Origin of the sequence: Candidatus Methanoperedens sp. (assembly GCA_027460525.1) — an archaeon.
GTDB lineage: Archaea > Halobacteriota > Methanosarcinia > Methanosarcinales > Methanoperedenaceae > Methanoperedens.
Genome location: JAPZAS010000008.1, coordinates 1 through 20,529 on the forward strand (window position 1 = coordinate 1; position 20,529 = coordinate 20,529).

Sequence of the window (20,529 nt, forward strand, 5' to 3'; positions counted from 1 at the left end):
TGTTGTTGCTGTTATCGGCGGGGGCCGAAGCCACGCACCTGCGAGACCTGGTCCGCGCGGACACCCGATTGCTGCATCAGCCGCCGGGCGGCATTCGCGCGGTCCGACGAGAGTTCCCAGTTGCCGTAGTTGGCCCGTTCGGCGAACGGTTTGGCGTCGGTGTGCCCCTCGATGGAAATGTGATTCGGAACCTGTCCCAATTCCTCCGCCAACAGAACCAGCATCTCCGTCCCGCTCTTGTTCAGGGCGGAACTCCCACTGTCGAAGAACGTTCCTTTCTCCGATTCCAGCAACTCGATCCGCAGACCTTCCGCCGTGACCGTCATCTCGATATTCTTGCGCAGCTTTTCCAGATCGTTGATGCTTCGAATGTTCCGTTGCAGCTGCTCTTTGAGTTCTGCCAGGTTCTGCTTCGTGAGCTGGAAATTCTCTCCCGATCCGGACTGGTTCGTTCCCACCTTCTTTGCTGTTCCGGTCGGATCTTTGAAGTATCCTCCCACTGCCACCTGCAGTTGCTTGCTGCTGTTCATCAGCCACAAGACGATGAACAGCGCCATCATGGCCGTAACAAAGTCGGCGTATGCGACTTTCCAGGCGCCACCGTGATGTCCACCTTGGCCGCCTTTTTTCTTGATGATGATGATCGGGGGAGTCGCCATGGCGCTTTATCCCCCTGCTGCGGCCGCTGCCGCTGGTGCTGCTGCTCCGCCGCCACGGCAAGCCTGCTCCACTTCTTTGAACGAAGGACGCACGTGGCCCGGCACCGATCGCCGTCCAATTTCGACTGCCATAATGGGCGCAATCCCTTTCAGAAACGCAACCATGACCACCCGCATGACCTGCAAAAACGCCTGCTCTTCGTCTGACATCTTCCCCATGCGTGCCGCCAGCGGACCCACCAGCCCGTAACACAGCAAGATGCCCAGGAACGTTCCGACCAGCGCGGCCGCCACTTTGTGCCCGATTTCCTCCGGTGGACCGCCCAACGCCCCCATCGTGATGACCACGCCCAACACCGCCGCTACGATGCCCAGTCCCGGCAGCGAGTCCGCCATCGTGCTGAGCGCAGAAACGGGTTGCGTCGCTTCGTGATGATGCACTTCCATGTCGCTTTCCAGCATCTGATCCAGATCGAATACCTCCACGCCGCCGCTCACCGCCATCCGCATGGTGTCGCACACAAAATTCAACGCGTGATGATTCTTGACGAAATCCCCGTACTTGGAGAGCAGCGCACTCTTGTCCGGTTCCTCGATGTCCGACTCGAGGGCCACCAGACCTTCCTTGCGTGCCTTATTGAGCAGTTCATACATCATCTTCAACGACTCGATGTAGCGCTCCTTGCCGTACTTCGAAGACCCAAATGTTCCTGCCACACCACCCACGATCTCTTTCAGAATGTGCACGGGATTGGAGATCAGCACGGTGCCCAGCGCAGCGCCCCCGATGATGAGCAGTTCGGCCGGTTGCGCCAGCACTTTCAGGTTGCCGTGTTCCATCAGGTAACCGGCAACAATGCAGCCGAAGACAATCACAATTCCAATGATTGAGAACATAGAACCTTATCTTTTGACCAGCTCCCGGCCCTGACCACAAATACCAATCGGAAGAACCTCCCGCACAGACCGGTACCGCTCCGAATGATTGAAAAAAGTCGCAGACATGGCTGGCAACCCGCCAATGAAGGTCATCGGCAATAAAGCAGGGAACTTCAGGCATGGCGGGGGGGCCAGTTCGTGGGCTAGAACTGGTTAACAAGATCTTACGAATCGCCTTCGATAACGGAATCCCGGACCAAACTTTGGCCGCTGTGGTCTTCTCAAGCCGCTGGCCGCGCGCGCGAACCCAAACTCCGCCCAAGCTCTTCCGCGTCGAACACCGGCGGCTGACATGTAAACCCCGAACACATCACGGCGAACGACCGCCCCTCTCGCAGAGCCGGAAGATTCGGAATTGTCTCCGCCAGCGCCGGAGGCAAGTTCTGCGCGACTACCCCATTTGCCGCTAGCCGCAGAACCGCCGTGTTCAGTCCCAATGGTTTCACCGCTGCGCGCAATAAACTCGCAGCGGCATCATCCTGATCGACAATGACCACCTGCGTGTGCGGATGGCTGAAGCGCATCGCCGCCAAGCCGTAAGTCGCGGCAAAGATGCCATGCTGTCCCGCGACTCCGGCAAACACCTCCAAGGTCTGCTCAGCCTGGTCCCGATACGACGCCTCATTCGTGTATCCATGCAATCTCAACAGCGCGATCGCCGCCCCCGAATTTCCCGCCGGCGTCGGCGAATCCTGGAACGGCTTGCGGCGAGTGCCCAGAATCCCGAGCACATTCGATTCCTCGGCCGGGTTGTCTGCGGGTGCGCCAGCCACATCAAAGAACCCGCCCGCCACCGGATCGAAGAACCGCGCGATCATCGCATCCGCCATCGCGCGTGCAAACCGGAAGTAACTCATGTCGGCGGTCGCTTCGTACGCATCCAGACAAGCGATCACACTGAAAGCGTAGTCATCCAGCCCCCCGGAAGTCTCACGCCGTTCTGCCTTCGGATCCGAATAGGCGATGACATGCTTAAGTGTAGGGCGGACACTCTTGTCCGCCAACGTCGGCTCGATCCCGGAATTCCAGCCCTCAGCAATCAGCCGATCCAGCGATCGCAGCGCAAACTGCCGTGCCTCCGCCAGGTCCAGCACCCGTGCCGCTTCGAGGTAGGCGGAAACGCACATCGCATTCCAGCCCGCATACACCGTCTTGTCCACATAAGGTGTAGGACGCACCAGCCGCGCCGCATACATTTTCTTCTTCGCCGAAGCCAACAGCTCGCGCACCCGCTCCTCGTTCAAATTCAGCCGCCGCGCGATCTCCTCCACTCCCGCCCACACATGAAGCACATTCTTCGCCGGATTGTGGTGCATCTCGCCGATTTCACTGATGTCGTAATAGATCGTCGCCACCGCCGCCTCGTCCTCGGACAACGCGGCCTTCGCCTCACCAAGAGTCCATGTGAAGTAGTCGCCGTCGTCCTCCATCGAGTAATCGGCGTCCTGCGAAGCATAAAAGCCGCCGTGCCCGCGGTCGCTGAGCCATGCGTCCATCCACCGAATGATGTCGCGCGCTACTTCGGCAAAGAACTCGCTGCCGGTCGCCTGATAAGCGTGCACGTAATTCTTCAGCAGCTCCGAGTTGTCGTAGCACATCTTCTCGAAGTGCGGCACGATCCAGCGCTCATCGACCGAATAGCGGTGAAATCCCCCCGCCAGCTGGTCATACACGCCGCCGCGCGCCATGTGTTCCAACGTGCTGGCAAAAACATGGCGGAGTTCTTCGTTGCCGGTGCGGACGTACTGATCCATCAAGAGGTCGAGCGCCGCTGGATGCGGAAACTTCGGAGCGCTCCCAAACCCGCCATGGCGCTCGTCAAACATCTTCAAAGCCGACTCTGTTATTGCCTCAATCACCGCCGCAGAAACAGTGCCGCTCCGTCCCGCAAACGACTCCGCCTGCGCAATCGCGCTCGCCACCATGTTGGCCTGCTCCAGCACCTCGCCCTGCTTCTCGCGATAAGCATTAGCAATCGAAATAAGCACACGCTTGAAACTGGGCCGCCCATACTGGTCCGCCGGAGGGAAGTACGTCCCGCCAAAAAACGGCTTGCCCTCCGGCGTAAGGAACGCGGTCAACGGCCACCCACCCTGCCCGGTCAGCGCGCCCACCGCCGCCTGGTACCGGCTGTCAATATCCGGACGCTCATCCCGATCCACCTTCAGCGCTACAAAATGTTCGTTGACGATCTTCGCCACTTCCGGATCGTCATACGACTCGCGGTCCATCACATGGCACCAGTGACACCAGACCGCCCCAATATCCAAAAGCATCGGCATGTTGTCCCGGCGGGCGGCGGCGAAGGCCTCCTCCCCCCATTCATGCCACTGGATCGGTTGATGCATAGCCGAACGCAGATAGGAAGAAGAAGCGCGGGCAAGGGAATTGTGCGAACCGGTGGTCATCGGGAAAGTCTATCGCGAGAACGACGAAGACGGGGAACTCTGCGCACGTCGCAGTGCAGGCAGCGGATTCTGAGGTTTACGCCTCAGTCATTGGGCACCCCCTCCCGGGAAGAACGCAGGGATCCTTCGACTCTGCAGGAACTTCACTGCGTGAAGTTCCTGCTCCGCTCAGGATGACAAAGTTAGGAGAGGACTGGGCGGGGACTGGAGGATTATCGATAATGCCGGCCTCCACAGAAGTCAATGCAGAGTTGGTATTGGGAGCCCACCCTGCGGATGGCTTGGGGCGGTGTTGGTTTGGGTGCCGCTGATCGTAATCTCCGCGCCAGGAGGGGACGTGGTCAGACTCCCGCACGATCCCGACGGCCGCAAGTCAACAATGTCGGGCGGGACCAGATGTCAGAACAGTAGTACTCCAGCCGGAAAGATCAATTATTCACGCATGTCGGTCGACACAAAAGCGGGGGAATGAGGCGAAGATCTATTTCGGGGCAAGCTACTGAAAGGAATGGCTCCGCGGCATCGTCACATGGGCGAACTTCTGCACCCGGCTGGCCCCGTCGACGTCCGCGGCCTCGTAGAGCTCGAACGGAATGGCCATGCGCCCGGCCAGGAAGATCAGGGTCCAGAATGGCAGCCATTTCCAGATATGGCCATAAATGACTCGATGGTAGATTTATAATGGGTTGTATTGTTGGCTACGGTCAAGGGGTCATTTTTTGTAAATCATAACAGAGCTTAAATAATATTAAAATAATTATTAAACTGCAAAGGTGGTATAATGAGCTTCTGTCCAAATTGTGGTGAAAAAATTGAGATTGAAAACTCAAAGTTCTGTTCAAAATGCGGATTTTCCCTTCAAGTAAAAAAGGAAGAATGTGAAGAGTCTAAAATTTTAGAAAAACCTATGGCTATGAAGACTGAAAAGGTTACCATCGCAGTAGTTGATGAGGAAAAAAACGAGGATTCTGAATATACTGCTACAAATGCATATCACCTAGGATATAAATTTGAAGATATGGTAGAGCAGATTTTAAACGCTAAAGGATATACTACTGAAAGAAGAAAGAAAATCAAAGGTTCAAATGATAATCCTGAGTTTGATATTATTGCCAAAAAGAAACGGAAAGGAAAAGAAATAATAAAAGTCGTCGAGTGCAAAAATTATTCTAATACCATATCACCCGATTTAGTCAGAACTTTTATTTTCAAACTTGATGATACGGGCATAACCAATGGACTTTTTGTGGCGATTCCTGATTTTTCAAGTGGAGCATTGTCTTTAGGTGAAAGCAGAGGTCTAGAATTATGGGATGAAGACAAAGTAAAAGAAGAATTTTTCCAACTCCAAGTTGGGCGGCTCAACTTTGGAGATAAAGTAGATTTCAAATACTACTTGCCAATAAAAACGGACTATGATTATGCAACAAATCTTGATTTTGAAAATAAAAACAAAGTTGAGATTTCTAGTGTAGAATTGATATGGAGACCATTTTACAAAGTTTATTACGAACTCAACTCTGTTCAGACAGACCCGATTAAAAGAAAACATAGGATGACAGATTCGGGATTCTTCATTGTTGATGCATTATTAAAAAGTTCACCGATACAAAAAGATATAAAGAGTAATATTGTAAAATCAATATCCTTTGGTCTTCTGGGAAAATCCTCTGAGGAAAAGAAAGAAGAGAAAGAAATAGGTATTCTTAAGAAAGAACTCCACCAAAATCCAGAAAGAGATTTTTCAATAACTCAACCAGATAATTACAAAATCATCAAATTATCTCCTCAGATAAGTGAAGTTGTTGCTAGGGGAGAAACAATTGATCATGTTGTTAATAAAAATACTGAAACTATTGAGTATGAAGTTTCTACAAAAAAGAAAAAACGACAAGATGATTTCGATTTCGAAACGCCTGATATTAAGGAGTACACTCTAAAACCTTCACGGAAAGATGTAATCATTAATGAAATTCAACTTATACATGTGCCAAAATGGGAAGTAGAATTCGAAAGTGGGGATTATACATATACGAGGATAATATCTGCAAATGGCGGAACTATCATAGCCGATAATATATCGCATTGTAATAAGCACTTGCTTAAGGATTTTATAAAAAAGAAAAATTCGGCAGTTTGTGATGTCTGTGGAAAAGCCCTTTGCAAAGATCACATATTTAAATGTCCGACCTGCGGCTCTTTGTTCTGTGAAAACCATAGTATCCAATGCGTCGGATGTAAAACAAGGTTTTGTGCAGAACATATTAAAAATAAATGTGTAGAGTGCGGGGAAGCTATCTGTAATACATGTTCATTGAAATGTCCAATATGTGGAGAAATTCATTGTAATAAGCATATGACTAAATGCGATAAATGTGGCAATGCCATTTGTATATCATGTACAACAAAAGAAGGAAGTTTGATTTTCAAAAAGACTATATGTAAAAAATGCCAATAAAAATCACATGGAATTAAAGGTAAACGGCTATATTAGGAAGGCAAATTTAAGCTGTCCTGAGCATTATCCCAGTGGGAAGATAATCATAAGGGAATACCTCAGATAATCGCCAGAAGATAGGTTAGCGTAAAAGCAGGATAGCCTTAGAGTGGCTGAGGTAAGGTCATGTTCTGGTAGATTTTGCACTTCAACCGCATAGTTGCAAGGACTGTATTTTAACAGCCTCAAGGCTATCTAATGATTATTACAATTATCGTAATTATTATCTAAATGCATGGATATATATACCTGCAGAGTCATCAATATTTTGGATATGAGCAGGGCAGGTGGTAATTCTTTATGGCTGAAAAGTATCCCCTTGACTTTGAGAAAAAGTTGAAAAAATCGAATGACGATTATAGAACGGGGGTTGAAAACGGAACGATAGACGAAGTTTCAATAATCTCTCCAGAAAAGAAATCTAAAAACGAAACAATACGGGAAGAGTTTATAGAAAAGAAATTCTGGTTCAAAAGGATATTAAATTGGCAAAATATCAGGAAAAAGTCCATCAGCATAGTAAAAAGGATATAAGACTGTAAGGCTCTCACTTTACTTTAAGCTTCATAGAGTTAGTGGTAAACAGCTCTATTTCTACATGCGATCCTTCCCGGAGATTGAACCTTTCAGGCATTATCCTAAATCAAATAATTATACAATCATTTTTAAATATTTAACATACCTATTTTTAGGATAGGCTTTTAAACTATGACATTAATATTATAATTAAGAAACGTTATCGGTATAAGTATGTAAGGATTATTTAAACCAAAATTAATATTAAAATGATTATTTATTCATAATCACAATCATGGAACAGAACATTTATTCGGAACCTGCCAACAATCTGGGCTGCAGATATCGTTTCACCTGTGGAGCGGTAAAGTGCCCCGGAATCGAGGTCATATCCAAACCCCCATGTTATATAGATAAGTTCAGCCGGTATCAGCCCGATAATGAAGCTCCCAAGTATCATAGGGATTGGGAAGAGGTCAATAGAATTACCTGGAGGGAGGTTTTAAGCCTTCAAGAATCCTGGATTTATTCACTCCTTATTATCATAATTGTTGTTTTTATATTTATGGTAATGCTCCTTATATACGTTTTATTAAAGTCTAAACGATATTATTAATCTCCTGCCTCAACTCTCCCAGCGTGGATTTACGCTCTGCGAATGCGTTGTGGCGGTGGATGCTCTCCTCATTTATCTGTTTGATTATGATAATCGAATCATCGGGCAGCTCAGAAAATTCCGTGACGATTTTCTGTGCCATGGTGCGTACGCAGTCTTCCACGAATTTGGGATTCTTATGCGCCCTTTCCACGACTGCAGCTTCATCCGACCTCTTTAACAGCTCAAACATCTGTGAGCTCATGGAATTCTCTATGATATCGATTATTTTATCCAATGAAACAAAATTGCTGTCGTGAACCTCTATCGAAATAACCCCGCGCCCCCTCTGGTTATGTGTGGGCATGGGCACACGGTTTAAGAATTTTTTAATAACATCATTTCCCACGCCGAGACTTACCAATTCCTTTTTTGCCTTATCCCTCATGATTTCCTGGGCGCAGGGGCATGCAGTGATTCCGAGCACTTCAGCCCCCACAAGCTTCCTTACACTGAGGTTATTGCCCCGAATTGCCTTCGCCTCAGCGAAGATATTTACAACTTCCTGGCATTTTATTTTCGTCTGCGGGGTTTCCCTTTTGAGAACATATTCGCTTTTCATCCTGACCTCGGCGTTTAAAGCGTATTCATGCCTGCCGATGAGCCGCTTTGCTACCTCGCCGCATAGATCCTCAATCTCATACACGGGAGAGGCAATCATTTCCTCAAGCACTTCGTCTATGGCTTCAAAATTTCTTGAGAGATTCGCACCTTTGCGATCCGAGGGGAGATCCACAAAAATATCAAACGTGGACAGAAGCACAATGGGGCGTTTGTTTTTTCTTGCCACTTCAACAAGCTTCTTGACGTCTGTTACTCCCACGCGCGTGAGTGTAATGGGAATCTCAGGCTGGTTTGCCTGGATGTCAGGGAGGTGAATGACAGGAAGTTCCATTAGATATTGTCTCCAGAATGTTATAACCTGTTTCCAAGGTTCAAAGGAACATATTGATACGCTTTATTATTAAATTATTGCTATTTGAATCGCTATTATGTGAAAGCTATTGTAGAGTCCTGAAAGTTTTGACTCTATAAGGCTTCCCCATCTTTTTAACTTTTTCTTTAAACAATCAGGAATTCTCAAAACTCCCCGAGCGTCTTCTGACCTTTCTCTTCCATTAAATTCGCCACCCTTACACCCACTCTCCTAAGAGTAACCGGATTCTCTGCGAGAAAAAGCTTTGCAAGCTGCCGAGCGCTCTCCTTTATTGCATCGCTATCCTTCGCAGGGGCTTCAAGCATGTGGGTCTTTGTCCGGGTTTTAAAATCTGTGGAAATCGCCACAAATGTAATGGATCTGAAGCTGAGCTTCCGCGCTTCAAGCTTCCTGTAAACATCCTTTGAAAGCTCGTCGATGACACCAAATATGACATTTGAATCATTGGTATCTTCCTTAAGCGTGGTTATCCTCCCTATCTGCTCCGTGCCTTCCCGCTCCTCTACAGTCGAGTCATCTATGCCCTGCGATGCCTGTTTTAACCATACTCCTTTTGCCTGTCCGAATTCCCGGACGAGTTCGTCCGTTGAAAGCTTTGAAAGCTCGTCGATGGTCTTTACCCCAAGCTCGTTCAATCTCTCTCCGGTCTTTTTTCCCACACCCACGAGGTCTGTGACTTTTAGTGGAACCAGGAACTTCAGAACTTCATCCGGCTTCACCACAGTCAATCCATCCGGCTTCTGGTAATCGGAAGCTATCTTGGCAACAAGTTTGTTGGGCGCCACGCCAATCGAGCAGGTCAATCCGACTTTGTGTTTGATTTCCTCTTTTAATCGCAGGGCACGCGATTTTGCCTCGTCAAAATCCGAAACCTTTCCTGTAATATCGCAGAATGCCTCGTCCACACTCTCTTTTTCCAGCACATCGCAATAGCCCCGCAGTATTTCCATTATTTCATCCGAGATGCTGCGGTAAAGCTCCATGTTCACGGGAAGGAATACTGCATCAGGAGCAAGCTTTTTTGCGCGATATATCGGCATCCCGGCTTTTACCCCGAATTTTCGCGCCTCGTAGTTGCTCGTGCTCACCGCGCCGCTGTCCTGGCTGCGACCTGAATATACGCATATCACAACGGGCTTGCCTTTTATCTCTGGGCGCTCTCGCTCCTCACACTGGGCGAAGAAGTAGTCCATGTCAACGTGCAGGATGATTCTGGGATTGTCGTTGGACATCGTGTAAGAAATGGCGGTGAGATGATATAAATGTCGAACTCTTTAGATTTTGATTAGCTCCATCTCTAAATCTTCTTCTTTCATTCGTTTCTTGAGATATTCCCTGTCTAATTTATCTGAATAAACTCCAACAAGAACCTGCGCCTGCTCGCAATCATACTGTGATTTCCAGTGCTTGCAAGCATTGAGTCTATCAACTATCAAATCCTCGATGGAGAGAATACGAATTAACTTTCCTTCATGCATGATTTCATTTACGCGCCTGCCTTCAGTAGAGTCGCCTACAATCTCAATACCAATGTCTTTTGTATAGAACCAATGGCGCCCAATCTTTGAAAACCCCATCTTCTCAAGTACTTTTTCAAGTGAATCCCTGTCTGCAAGCAAATCAATGTCTATGCTTTTGCAGGTTCCTCGTGTATAAAATTCCACGGCGCTGCCCCCGACTAATACAGGTTTCTTGTTTTTTGGGAGCTTTTCGCTGATTTCTGCTAAAATCCCGAATTTACTGCTTAATTCTTCCAAGGTAGAACCTCTTTGATTTTATTTCCCTGAAAAATAACCCCTTCTTTTACGCGAAGCTTCGCTATCTCGATGAACATTTGAACTTCTTCTGGCTTCCTTGGTTTTGTGCGGATGGCGGTCATAATTTTGTATGATAAAATTAATGCAGAGGAGTATAAGGATTTCGTATTCATTTAAGAATTGGCGGTCAGGGAATATAAATTTGATATACCCGTAATTTGCGCGCAACTTTGAGCAAGACCTGACGACTTATCGACAGGATTTACAGGATTGACTGGTTATCCCCACATTGCGGCTTATTTTTAATACGGCTTGCGCAGCGCTCGTATATACAAGTTCTTGCATGTACTAATGTTTTTAAGGTTGAAAAATAATCTTTTGGGTATTATGATACCAGGAAGTAAGCAATCTGAGGATGTGAAATCGCGTAAAGATGGAACAATACCTCCTTTTCATCCGGATTTGCAATCAGAAAAGCATGTACGTTGTAAACATTGTGGTGAAACCTATAAGGAAAAAGAAATAAAGTGGGATCCAATAAGTGGTAAGTGGGTCTGCAAGCATCATCCCAAATGTGATGGCGCGGGTTGGCTTCCATTTTAAAATTTGTTTTTCTGCATTTCTTTGTGCCAGCATGTGCGATTAAATGAATGGGTAAATAGTGTATTAAGAATATGACAGACGAAAAAAAAGAATCTGATATTATAAAATTATTGAAAATGATTCATGACGCTTTGTTTTCTCCATCTCCACATGATGACCTGTATAAACCATCAAAGTTAATACCAGGAATGGTTTTTTATTATTTGATTACAATTATAGTCGTGATTGTGGTTATCTACCTTGCGTTAAGGTCCATTGGTTTCGATTGGAGTTCATTGGGGTTTTGAATAAAAGTAACGGTCGCTTAACTGCATCGAGTTTGAAACTGCTGACGAAAGAGGAGGCGCTGGCGGGTTTGAATGAGATGATACATGGAGTGGAGATGCTTCGCCTGAGTTGTATGCGGAGATATTGAGGGCGGTGAAGTGAATCTACATTTCTAATGCTGACAAATTGCACAATATCTTATTTATAAACTTAAGCAAATATTCATATAGAGACATGGCTCTATTATTGGGCGATGGAGTCCTTAGATATTATAGACAAATATATTGAATTAAAAAATCTTCAAATAAAGTATACACCTTTTGAAATCATAGAATTGGGGGTGGGAAAACTTGTAAAAGAAGAAGAAAATTCAGTAATATTAGATTTTACGATCGACCAATATAACATAGATAATTTAAAACATTCAAGCGAAAGGCTCATAGATATTGATGGGGAAAAATACGAATTTGAAATACTAAGTTTAGATAAAAATCATATTGCAATAAGAGTCTCTGGGTATAGCGGTATACCAAATGAAGCAAAGCTCCTAATAGACATGAGCTTCATTTTTAAAAAACAGAAGGAAGTACTTGAAGAATTAAAAAGCGATAATTTCTCTATTCTCAGAGAGCAGCTATTTGGGAATAATAAAATTAAGGGTGGAGAGGGAATAGAGCTTATTAATAAAAGTGAACAATTAAACAAGTCGCAAAAAGAAGCAATTTCGTATGCTATAGGCGTGAAGGATTTATTTTTGATATGGGGACCGCCTGGCACCGGAAAAACGACACTGGTTCCAGAAATAACGAAGAACTATTGCGACCTTTGGCAAAAAAACAATACAGGACTCAAGATTCTATTATGCGCGTGGACAAACACTGCAGTAGACAATGCAGTAAAAAAACTCTATAAAGAAAACTACAATGTTGTACGGTATAGGAATGGAGTTATAAGGTACGGAAAAGGAACTACATTAAACAAAGACGAGTATAAAGAAGTTTTATATGATTATCAGGAAAAAGAATGCATAGACAGAATTGAAAAAGAATATGCTTCAAAGCTAATCCCTCTCGAATCTACTAAAAGAGAGACATTACAGAAAATCAAAGACTTTGAAACTGATGTCATAACGCATGAAAACGAATTATCAAAGTTGAGAAATGAATGCAGTGAACAATTAAAAGCCATGTACAACCAAATGGATTTTTATATAAGGAACTTAAAAGAATCATTAATATCCCTTTTTCAAACTGAAATATCTCAAATAAAAAATCAAATCGTTACCTTAGAAAATGCCCTCGCAAATTTTGAGGTCGAATATAAAAATACAGTGAATTTCATTGAAGAACTTAGCAAAACAATTAGACAATATGAAATTGTTATAAATGATTCTAAAAATGAGATTAATAAATTAGAACAGAAGAAAGTCGAGTGTAGAGATATTTTAAAAGCTGCAGAAGACTATTTGTATTTCATAAAACAAAACAAGTGGAAATATATCGCTTATCGTGCGGGTGTTTATTCTTCCTCGTTTTTAATCACACTTGAAAAATATGGGTTACATAAAAAAGATTATGATACTGTTCTCCTGTACAAAAATGATGTGGAACAAAAGTTAAAAGTTTTAGATTTGAAACAAAAAGAATCTATTATCAGCAAAAGGAATAAGGAAGAATTGAAAATCGGAGCTGAAAGACTTTTAGATGAAAAAAGAACAATAAGAGAATCTTCAGAGATTAAACTAAATCAATTAAATGAAAATGTGAAAAGTGAAAACAATAAATTAGATTCTTTATCAAAGAATTTAATATTAGTTGAAAAAATGAATTCTGGAGACTATCCGTATGTTGAAAATTATTTTGAATTAATCAACGACAAGGCAACTAAAGACAAATTGCTACAACTTCAAAAAAACATCAAAAAAATTATAACAAAAATCGAAAAACTGCAAAAGGAAAGCTCATTTGATATTAAAGAAAATGAAGTTAAAATTAAAGCATTAAGAGACATTATTTTGAATCTTAACAGAGAATTGGAGCCTATCGAAAAAAATATAAAATCTTTGGAGACTGAGAAAGCAGAGAAGTTAGATAATATAACAGCTTTGGTTTTAAAGCGTTATGATGTAATCGCAACAACGATTTTTGAAACACCAAAGATTTTCAAGCTAATCGAATTTGATCTGACTATAATGGACGAAGCTGGTTCCGTAGAGGTCCCAAGCGCACTAATTCCTATGATTCAATCAAAAAAAGTAATTTTTTTAGGCGATCATAAACAACTTCCACCAGTTATAAGGGAAGACAAAAGGTACGTGGGACCCTTTTTAGATGAAAATCCAGAAATGAGACAAAGCATATTCGAACTTCTTTATAAAAAAGTCGGCTCTAACAACAACTGTGCAAAAATGCTTAAAGAGCAGTACAGAATGCAGAAAAACATAGCCGATTTCGTTAGTATGATTTTTTATGACAATGAGTTGAAGACTTCAGATAATATCAAAACTAATTTTGATTTAAAGGATGGATTAGATAAAATAATTGGCAAAGAACCTCAGATGATTTGGTTTTTACGTGAATATTGGAATGAAAAAGATGGGGGATCATGGAAATGCAAATATGAAGTGAATTTAATAAAAAACATTGTGGCTAATTTTAAGAGAGCATATGGTGATGAAATAGCTAATGAAATTGCAGTAATTACACCATTTAAAGGGCAACATAAGTTAATAAAAAAAGAATTACCTGAAATAGAATGTGGCACAGTACATAAGTATCAAGGACAAGAGAAGGGGATAATAATATTCTCACCTGCCGAATCCAATAAGTTCGGCCCGTTATTTACAGGTAATAAAGGCAGAACGCTATTAAATGTGGCAGTCTCAAGGACTCAACAAAAATTCATAATGATAGGTAGTAATAAAATTAAAAAAATACCACATTATGGACAACTTTATGCCCACATAGCAAAGACGGGCTTGATAATAGAAGATATAATAAAAGATTATGACCCGCATTGCACTTGCCCAATTTGTGGGAAGATGCTAGATAATCCATCTTATGAATTTTGTTTTGGATGCGGGCAAATAAAAAAGTTACAAAATAAGATATTCAATGAAAAGAAAGTCTATAAATGTAAAGATACTCACATGGTACGGTCAAGCGGAGAGGTTAGAATAGATGACTGGCTTAGCGATAATGGAATAGAACATAAATGTGAAGAAAAATTGCCATTTTCCAGCGTATTATATTGTGATTGGTATTTACCAAAATATGATGCATATATAGAGTTCTGGGGTTCAGTACATTCGAAAGATGACGGAGCACACAGAAAATATAAAGAAAAATTATATAAAGAAAATGGGTTAACACTTGTATCCATTGAAGATGCGGATTTAATAAACTTGAATGATAGTTTGAATCATAAGCTTAAAAGATTTGTATAGCATCTCCAAAAAAGGACATCTCTTATGCCATTTCTTTAATAGTTGCCACCCTCTCACTTCCCCTTCCTCATCCTCTCCACTTCCTCCTTCCCCGGTATCCTCAGCACAAAACTCCCGTGGCAGGGCTTGACATATGGCATAATGATAAAATCCCCATCCACAGCAATCGGAATCGGAGGAACCCCTATCAGATAATTATCAAAAATCTTAAAACCCGCTTCGACATAATATATCTCCTTGAAATTCTTCTTTATAAAATCCGCGCATTCCTTGAAGGAGCTATTGGGCAGCAGTATCTCATAGTTCATCTCGTCAATGCAGCCCATGACTTCACCCCGTCGATTTGCGCCCGAAGAGGCGTGGGATTATGCACAGCCTTTGCCGCTATTATTATCGAATCCTCGCTGGCTTCGATGAGCGGCTCAATCTCCTTCCCGAAAATAACCGCCACTGTTTTTGCTTTCGATAATGATTTGACGGTGGCAAGATATGAAATCCCGCTGTCGCTGTGTATGAACACAAAACAAAGGTCGAAGTCCAATTTCTTTTCAGCAAGGGCGCCGATGCACCTGTCAAGCTCCATCACCTTCTTGATATAATGTTTCTCAGGGTCTGAATTAAGAAGCAGGCTGATGGCAGCCTTGTTGCCGGCGGCAGTCACATCAAACCCTTCGCGGTTCAGTTTGCTGGCGATATAAAGCGCCGCCGCCGTCTGCACAGGCAGTTCAGGGCATCCCATCAACAGAAGCGCTTTCATGTCGAACTCCTCTCTTTTGATTTTTTATAATACTCGATACGCTTGTTCAGCACGCACCCGCCGCCCCTTATGCCTCCGATTGGGTTTTTCGGGACTCCCATCGAGTTCATGCATCGCGCCATCACAGCAGCGCCTCTGGCAAGACCATCGTCCACAAACACCACTCGTTCCTGTGGCTTTTCATAAATCCCAAGTTTTTCAATGCTTCTTAAAATAAGATGGGGTTTGCAGCCTGTGATGGCTGCCCTTCCAGTCAAACCTATGGATGTCTTCTCCGAGATGAGTTTATTATCCAAAGCAAGTTTCACCAGCCGCCCAACCATCATTGCCGACACCAGATCAAGAGTAGCAAAAACCGTCTTTAAACCGTGTTTTAAATATATTTCAGCTCCTATATCGGTTAATTTTGGCATCTTGCCCCCGTTTTCACCCACATCGCATCCGATTAGGGCAACACCTATCTCTTTTGCAGCCGCCGGGTCTACAGGCACGCTTCCGTACCTGTTTCTGTCCTCTGGCACAAGTTCTATTGTTATCAGCTCATGAATAACCTTCGCGTATTTTTTGATGACGGCGCTTTTTGAGAGCCATATCATGCGCTCTTTATTATTGTGGAATAGATCAAGCGCTGCGCCGTGTCTTCTATCCACGAGCCCTGTGCCTTTTATCACCGCATCCGGAATCGCACCCGCATAACCGCAAAGGTTGGCTATCGTTTTTGCATACGGTATGTCATCGTTGGTGATACGCCCTTTCAGCGTGGTTCCGAAGTCCATGGAAAAAACAGGGTTCCTGAAATCCACGCCCGCCCATTTTGCACCTTCTTTGATGCCTGCCGTTGAAAGCTCACCTTCCATTTCATTTGCGACTATTTCCACACCCGTTGAGCCCACAGGCGGGAGAACCCCGCCGACAGCGCCTGTGAATACGATCTTATCAATAAGGGTGTGGTCTCTGAATTTTACGGGTATGTTCTCAATGGACATAGCAGGAACCATTTTTTTGGGAGGGATGCCTGCAAGGAGGCAGCCGTCTGCAAGGGCTTTTATGAATTCTCCTACTTCATGCGGGGATGAGAATCCTGCAACAACGCCCGTTGACCTCACAGCAAAATCAAGGTCTGTTGTGATATCGAGATGAACAGCCTCATGCGCCTCGAGCAGTGTGTCTCGGACTAATTCCGCAATCGACTCCCTTGTTAGCGATACGCCGCTTAAGGTGGTACCGAAAATCCGCTCATCTGGTTTAGGTTTCCTTACATCGCGTGTCATCTTCACAGTCTTGTTCAAAAGCCGGGTACGCCCTTCCTTCATATTCGTGGCAGTAAGAATGCACTTGGTTGTGGTGTTCCCGACTTCGATGGAAGCTACAATGAAGAACGGGATAAACTCAGCCACTTTCAGGTCGCCTTTGAGCTCAGCTGGTTGGATGGACTGGCTTTCTGCTATCCTCGGCTTTGATAAAAAGCAACTGAGCATTAATTTAAGGGGGTTATCCATACTTCTCTGGTTTTGGTCAATACCAATAGTTTAAAAACTTAAAAAGTTAACTACCTTTTTTTAATTTATTTAATTTCCACTGTATGCGGCGCAGCACTCCGCGAAGTGTCTGGACCTCGCGCCCGGTTAATTCAGCCCTCCCCAGTATCCTCTGAAGCATCAGCTTTGTCTTGTCTTCTTTATGTTCCTTGTACTCGATATCAGAGAGAACTTCTTCGATGTGCTCATACAGAAGCTCGAGGTCAAAATGGGGAGCCAGATAAGTCTTATCTGCTTTCACATCGCTCAATTCATACAAGACCACGGCAACGGCATGGGACAGGTTCATGCTGGGATACTCCCGGCTCGTTGGGATATTCACGATGATATCGCATAACTCAAGCTCCTCATTCCGAAGCCCGTGGTCTTCCCTGCCGAAGACAAGCGAAACGATTCCGCTTTTGCCTGTAAGTTTCTCTTTTAGTGCGCGGGGAGAAAGGGCAGGCATTCTCATATGTTTGTTATCCGTCTTTCCTGGAATTCCCGTCATGCCCACGAGGATATTTGAGCCCGCAAGGGCATCTTTCAAGGAAAATTCAATCCTTGCGTTCTCGATTATATCATACGCATGCAGGGACATTACACGCGCAGGCATGTCAAGCTCGCAGGGGTTCAGGAGTACAAGCTCATGAAAACCGAAATTCTTCATCACGCGGGCTACTGAGCCTATGTTGCCGCTGTATATTGGTTCAACGAGGACGATGCGGAAGGTAAGGGGCATGTTTTGAGACTAAATCTTTTTACATCTCCTCAATTTTCTTAATGCTCATCATCGGGTAATCCTTTTCCTCATCATATGCAAGTTCCACATGCGCAATAATATTTTTGTAAAGCACCTGCAAACTCACATGCAGCATGCGCCCTTCAAGTTCGCAGTATTTGAACTTCGGGTTTTGCTTTTTCTCTGCCATATCCCTCTCAATCGAAACACTCACGCTTCGGACATAGGGCTGAAGAGCAACGCTTTCTTCTATCGCTCTTGAAAGGTCGTCTATGGTATCAACATTAATCGGCGTGCCTACAAACTGGTGGTACAGCGCCCCGAGCTTGATGCCAGCCTCGAATATTGCCATGTCACGATTATTGATTTCTATCATAATATCTCCTTCCTATCGGACTTAGGATGTAACCAAAAATCAGGATAAACAGGAGCAATGATGCCTTTTTTACCGCACCAGGATAACCCAGATAAAAAGCCGCAACATCAAAAACAATGAGCAGCACCATCGGAGCAAGGATAGCAGGGTTCTTTAATTTGGGATAAGCTATGGTGCTTATCATCAGCAAAGACAGGAGAACAAGAAGAAGAATGAACATATATTCAAAATACTGCACATAATCCCTCATCAGAAGAAACAGCGCCACAACAAAACCCCCAGATGTTATTGGTATTCCTTCAAACCCGTCCTTTTTCCCTGCTGCATTGAACCTGGCAAGTCGCAGCGTGCCGCATACAAGGAAAAGACCCGAAAATACCCACGAAAAATATCCGTTGAGAAAAACAAACGCCAGAACAGCAGGCGCAACCCCAAAAGAAATCACATCGGCAAGCGAATCAAGGTTCGCGCCAAGAACCCCGTATCCCGAATACCGCGCCACCGCGCCGTCAGCACCGTCTGCTATCACAGCAATAAGAACCAGCACCAGCGCGCTTTCAACCTCTCCTCTCAAAGTCATTATTATCGAGGCAAAACCGAGCAGGGCATTTACAAGGGTAATAATATCAGCCGGCTTGATGAGTTTCAGGATATTTTCTCCCATTATTTTCCCCTTGTTTTGTCTTTCTTCATTGCAATTATGGTCTCTCCTGCTCGCACTTTGTCATTCAGCTTGACTACAAATTCATATTCCTCTGGAACTACCACATCCACGCGCGAACCAAAGCGTATCATGCCGATGCGCTCCCCTCTGTTCACACGAGTCCCCTCGCTGATATAAGAGACGATGCGCCTCGTAAGAATGCCGGCTATTTGAGTAAGCTCAAGTATTCCCTTGCCAGGATCTATCACGACATGATTTCTTTCGTTTACATACGAATCCTTGTTAAACGCAGGTATGTAACCGCCGGGTTTATAATCAATATGTGTGACTCTACCTGCAAGAGGAGCCCTGTTCACATGGACATTATGGATGTTCATGAAAATAGAGATAGTCCTGTTCTGTATAGAGATTACCCTGCCGTCAGCAGGCGAAACCGCATCATCCTCATCCCCGGGCGGAGTACGCTTGGGGTCGCGGAAGAATATGAAAAAAAAGAGAGTCAAAGCAAATCCGAGGGCGAACAAAAAAAAGAACACCATAGAAATAACACCTGAGACAGTCTTTGAAAAATACCCCGTAACAGCGGTGAACAGCACCATTGCCCCGATCCATGAAAAGGAACCCTTAGCCAGCATGCTTGAAAATACCTCTTACCAGATTCAAAATCCCGTCAATCATATCTATGATCTCGGGAAGTATTTTCAATACAGCGTATGCGATTATGAATAATGCTATGAGGGAACCTATTTTTGCGATGAGCGTATGGGCCACATAAAAACTCGTTTCAGGGTCGCCAAACCACGTCATTCCATAAGCATCAACCACAAAAACATTCCTTAGCAGATTCAAGCCGTATATTACTGGAACCGATACGAGGAACGCCAAGGTAAGCCTCTTAAACGGTGCCCTGACGCTTGCGATTATCCCGATGAACAATGCAATACTTTCAATCGCGGTGCATGCCAGAATTATTTCGACCCTGTAGCCGTTGACTGCAAGCAGGTTCCAGTCCAGTCTTGTTACCATAATCCCGAAAACCGAGGCAAGCCATATAGTCTGGTTCGCCACTGTTGAGATAAGCCACTCGTTCATCGAGGGGATCTCGGAAAATACAAAATAGGAAAGCCCGCCTATGGCGGCAGCAGTGGAAGCCATGGAGATTGAGGTCATGGTACTTATGCCGTTATTGTTTCCAAGAAGGCTTTTGTCCTGCCGTATCAGCACAACACCAATAATAACAGAAAAAGCCGATGCAAGCACGGTTAAAACCACATTGGTATAATCCCCGAGCCCAAAATAATGCTGCCATTGCAGCGCCCAGTGCACTGAAAAAAACAGCCAGCCTGCGCCGGCTATCGTAAGTTTGAGCTTATTCCCCTGCGGGATGACAGAGGCTATAACAAGCAATCCAAGCGCCAGCCAGATGATGTTTTCTATCATATTAAACTTTTTATTAACGTAGATATGTCTTTTATACGAAACTTTTTTTCTTTTGTCAGAATATCCTCTACAAGCTTATTAAATCTCTCGTTGTCCCTGATTTCACGCACAAAGGCTTCCCGGATAATTTCATTCGATAATAACATGGATAGCTTTTTCAGTACTGAAAAATCAAATTCCGTTCCAACATGCCCCACGCCACCGTCACCCTCAAGCTCGACACCGACGGCGGGATCACGCTCTTCACCGGCGCCGCGGACATCGGTCAGGGCTCCAGCACGGTGATGATGCAGATCGCCGCCGAGGCCATCGGCGTGGGGCCGGAACGCTTCCGCGTCGTCGCCGCCGAC

At 44.7% G+C, this 20,529-nt stretch carries 20 protein-coding genes; 5 read left to right on the forward strand and 15 right to left on the reverse strand.

The window, feature by feature from the left end; genetic code table 11:
* Positions 1-11 precede the first annotated feature (11 nt).
* The 3 genes from O8C68_02470 to O8C68_02480 form a co-directional block, all read right to left on the reverse strand.
* A complete protein-coding gene (locus O8C68_02470) occupies positions 12-659 on the reverse strand; it encodes an OmpA family protein (GenBank protein ID MCZ7394667.1) in 648 nt (215 codons plus the stop codon).
* Between the two features lie 6 nt (positions 660-665).
* Complete coding sequence (motA, locus tag O8C68_02475; protein ID MCZ7394668.1) at positions 666-1,556, reverse strand: flagellar motor stator protein MotA; 891 nt, start codon at positions 1,554-1,556, stop codon at positions 666-668.
* A 263-nt stretch (positions 1,557-1,819) separates the two neighbouring features.
* The gene (locus tag O8C68_02480) at positions 1,820-4,006 is read right to left on the reverse strand and encodes a thioredoxin domain-containing protein (GenBank protein MCZ7394669.1); all 2,187 of its coding nucleotides are present in this window, start codon (positions 4,004-4,006) and stop codon (positions 1,820-1,822) included.
* A gap of 781 nt (positions 4,007-4,787) precedes the next feature.
* On the opposite strand from O8C68_02480, the gene O8C68_02485 reads away from it, so the two are divergent.
* The 3 genes from O8C68_02485 (at position 4,788) to O8C68_02495 (ending at position 7,635) form a co-directional block, all read left to right on the forward strand.
* Positions 4,788-6,464 carry a restriction endonuclease gene (locus O8C68_02485; protein ID MCZ7394670.1) on the forward strand — a complete coding sequence of 559 codons (1,677 nt, stop codon included), beginning with the start codon at positions 4,788-4,790 and terminating at the stop codon, positions 6,462-6,464.
* 339 nt (positions 6,465-6,803) lie between these two features.
* Positions 6,804-7,037, forward strand: coding sequence for a hypothetical protein (locus O8C68_02490; protein MCZ7394671.1), 234 nt, complete (start codon positions 6,804-6,806; stop codon positions 7,035-7,037).
* Between the two features lie 277 nt (positions 7,038-7,314).
* Positions 7,315-7,635 carry a hypothetical protein gene (locus O8C68_02495; GenBank protein ID MCZ7394672.1) on the forward strand — a complete coding sequence of 107 codons (321 nt, stop codon included), beginning with the start codon at positions 7,315-7,317 and terminating at the stop codon, positions 7,633-7,635.
* Here the strand turns inward: O8C68_02495 and mptA are convergent.
* From mptA to O8C68_02510, 3 genes are all read right to left on the reverse strand, one after another.
* Complete coding sequence (gene mptA / locus O8C68_02500) at positions 7,619-8,569, reverse strand: GTP cyclohydrolase MptA (protein MCZ7394673.1); 951 nt, start codon at positions 8,567-8,569, stop codon at positions 7,619-7,621. The two genes, O8C68_02495 and mptA, sit on opposite strands and share 17 nt — an antisense overlap.
* 185 nt (positions 8,570-8,754) lie before the next feature.
* A complete protein-coding gene (gene dinB / locus O8C68_02505; protein MCZ7394674.1) occupies positions 8,755-9,843 on the reverse strand; it encodes a DNA polymerase IV in 1,089 nt (362 codons plus the stop codon).
* Between the two features lie 42 nt (positions 9,844-9,885).
* Positions 9,886-10,368 carry a DUF6036 family nucleotidyltransferase gene (locus tag O8C68_02510; GenBank protein ID MCZ7394675.1) on the reverse strand — a complete coding sequence of 161 codons (483 nt, stop codon included), beginning with the start codon at positions 10,366-10,368 and terminating at the stop codon, positions 9,886-9,888.
* Between the two features lie 674 nt (positions 10,369-11,042).
* Here O8C68_02510 and O8C68_02515 point away from each other — a divergent pair.
* Positions 11,043-11,258 (forward strand): hypothetical protein, encoded by a 216-nt coding sequence (locus O8C68_02515; protein MCZ7394676.1) that lies wholly within the window; start codon positions 11,043-11,045, stop codon positions 11,256-11,258.
* 233 nt (positions 11,259-11,491) lie between these two features.
* Complete coding sequence (locus O8C68_02520; GenBank protein MCZ7394677.1) at positions 11,492-14,683, forward strand: AAA domain-containing protein; 3,192 nt, start codon at positions 11,492-11,494, stop codon at positions 14,681-14,683.
* A 53-nt stretch (positions 14,684-14,736) separates the two neighbouring features.
* Here O8C68_02520 and O8C68_02525 read toward each other — a convergent pair whose 3' ends face one another.
* The 9 genes from O8C68_02525 to O8C68_02565 form a co-directional block, all read right to left on the reverse strand.
* Positions 14,737-15,009, reverse strand: coding sequence for a DUF1894 domain-containing protein (locus O8C68_02525; protein ID MCZ7394678.1), 273 nt, complete (start codon positions 15,007-15,009; stop codon positions 14,737-14,739).
* Positions 14,988-15,440, reverse strand: a complete 453-nt coding sequence (locus tag O8C68_02530) for a DUF1890 domain-containing protein (GenBank protein ID MCZ7394679.1) — start codon at positions 15,438-15,440, stop codon at positions 14,988-14,990. Before O8C68_02530 ends, O8C68_02525 begins: the two co-directional genes overlap by 22 nt.
* Positions 15,437-16,939, reverse strand: coding sequence for a methanogenesis marker 14 protein (locus tag O8C68_02535; protein ID MCZ7394680.1), 1,503 nt, complete (start codon positions 16,937-16,939; stop codon positions 15,437-15,439). The genes O8C68_02530 and O8C68_02535 overlap by 4 nt, the downstream gene beginning before the upstream one ends.
* Positions 16,940-16,985: 46 nt before the next feature.
* Positions 16,986-17,699, reverse strand: a complete 714-nt coding sequence (locus tag O8C68_02540; GenBank protein MCZ7394681.1) for an RNA methyltransferase — start codon at positions 17,697-17,699, stop codon at positions 16,986-16,988.
* Positions 17,700-17,718: 19 nt separating this feature from the next.
* Positions 17,719-18,075 carry a dihydroneopterin aldolase family protein gene (locus O8C68_02545; protein MCZ7394682.1) on the reverse strand — a complete coding sequence of 119 codons (357 nt, stop codon included), beginning with the start codon at positions 18,073-18,075 and terminating at the stop codon, positions 17,719-17,721.
* Positions 18,059-18,739 (reverse strand): CDP-diacylglycerol--serine O-phosphatidyltransferase, encoded by a 681-nt coding sequence (gene pssA, locus O8C68_02550; GenBank protein ID MCZ7394683.1) that lies wholly within the window; start codon positions 18,737-18,739, stop codon positions 18,059-18,061. The genes O8C68_02545 and pssA overlap by 17 nt, the downstream gene beginning before the upstream one ends.
* A complete protein-coding gene (locus O8C68_02555) occupies positions 18,739-19,374 on the reverse strand; it encodes a phosphatidylserine decarboxylase (protein ID MCZ7394684.1) in 636 nt (211 codons plus the stop codon). Before O8C68_02555 ends, pssA begins: the two co-directional genes overlap by 1 nt.
* Positions 19,364-20,179 carry an archaeosortase A gene (gene artA, locus O8C68_02560; protein ID MCZ7394685.1) on the reverse strand — a complete coding sequence of 272 codons (816 nt, stop codon included), beginning with the start codon at positions 20,177-20,179 and terminating at the stop codon, positions 19,364-19,366. The genes O8C68_02555 and artA overlap by 11 nt, the downstream gene beginning before the upstream one ends.
* Positions 20,176-20,529, reverse strand: a 354-nt coding sequence (locus tag O8C68_02565) for a hypothetical protein (GenBank protein ID MCZ7394686.1), incomplete at its 5' end; no start/stop codon positions are given. The genes artA and O8C68_02565, both read right to left, overlap by 4 nt.

Bases quoted from the DNA above. Each gene is read 5' to 3' on its own strand.
- O8C68_02535 (MCZ7394680.1), bottom strand. From the start codon at position 16,939: ATGGATAACCCCCTTAAATTAATGCTCAGTTGCTTTTTATCAAAGCCG.
- O8C68_02485 (MCZ7394670.1), top strand. From the start codon at position 4,788: ATGAGCTTCTGTCCAAATTGTGGTGAAAAAATTGAGATTGAAAACTCA.
- O8C68_02525 (MCZ7394678.1), bottom strand. From the start codon at position 15,009: ATGGGCTGCATTGACGAGATGAACTATGAGATACTGCTGCCCAATAGC.
- motA (MCZ7394668.1), bottom strand. From the start codon at position 1,556: ATGTTCTCAATCATTGGAATTGTGATTGTCTTCGGCTGCATTGTTGCC.
- O8C68_02530 (MCZ7394679.1), bottom strand. From the start codon at position 15,440: ATGAAAGCGCTTCTGTTGATGGGATGCCCTGAACTGCCTGTGCAGACG.
- O8C68_02520 (MCZ7394677.1), top strand. From the start codon at position 11,492: ATGGAGTCCTTAGATATTATAGACAAATATATTGAATTAAAAAATCTT.
- O8C68_02545 (MCZ7394682.1), bottom strand. From the start codon at position 18,075: ATGATAGAAATCAATAATCGTGACATGGCAATATTCGAGGCTGGCATC.
- artA (MCZ7394685.1), bottom strand. From the start codon at position 20,179: ATGATAGAAAACATCATCTGGCTGGCGCTTGGATTGCTTGTTATAGCC.
- O8C68_02470 (MCZ7394667.1), bottom strand. From the start codon at position 659: ATGGCGACTCCCCCGATCATCATCATCAAGAAAAAAGGCGGCCAAGGT.
- O8C68_02480 (MCZ7394669.1), bottom strand. From the start codon at position 4,006: ATGACCACCGGTTCGCACAATTCCCTTGCCCGCGCTTCTTCTTCCTAT.
- O8C68_02490 (MCZ7394671.1), top strand. From the start codon at position 6,804: ATGGCTGAAAAGTATCCCCTTGACTTTGAGAAAAAGTTGAAAAAATCG.
- O8C68_02540 (MCZ7394681.1), bottom strand. From the start codon at position 17,699: ATGCCCCTTACCTTCCGCATCGTCCTCGTTGAACCAATATACAGCGGC.
- pssA (MCZ7394683.1), bottom strand. From the start codon at position 18,739: ATGGGAGAAAATATCCTGAAACTCATCAAGCCGGCTGATATTATTACC.
- dinB (MCZ7394674.1), bottom strand. From the start codon at position 9,843: ATGTCCAACGACAATCCCAGAATCATCCTGCACGTTGACATGGACTAC.
- mptA (MCZ7394673.1), bottom strand. From the start codon at position 8,569: ATGGAACTTCCTGTCATTCACCTCCCTGACATCCAGGCAAACCAGCCT.
- O8C68_02495 (MCZ7394672.1), top strand. From the start codon at position 7,315: ATGGAACAGAACATTTATTCGGAACCTGCCAACAATCTGGGCTGCAGA.
- O8C68_02555 (MCZ7394684.1), bottom strand. From the start codon at position 19,374: ATGCTGGCTAAGGGTTCCTTTTCATGGATCGGGGCAATGGTGCTGTTC.
- O8C68_02515 (MCZ7394676.1), top strand. From the start codon at position 11,043: ATGACAGACGAAAAAAAAGAATCTGATATTATAAAATTATTGAAAATG.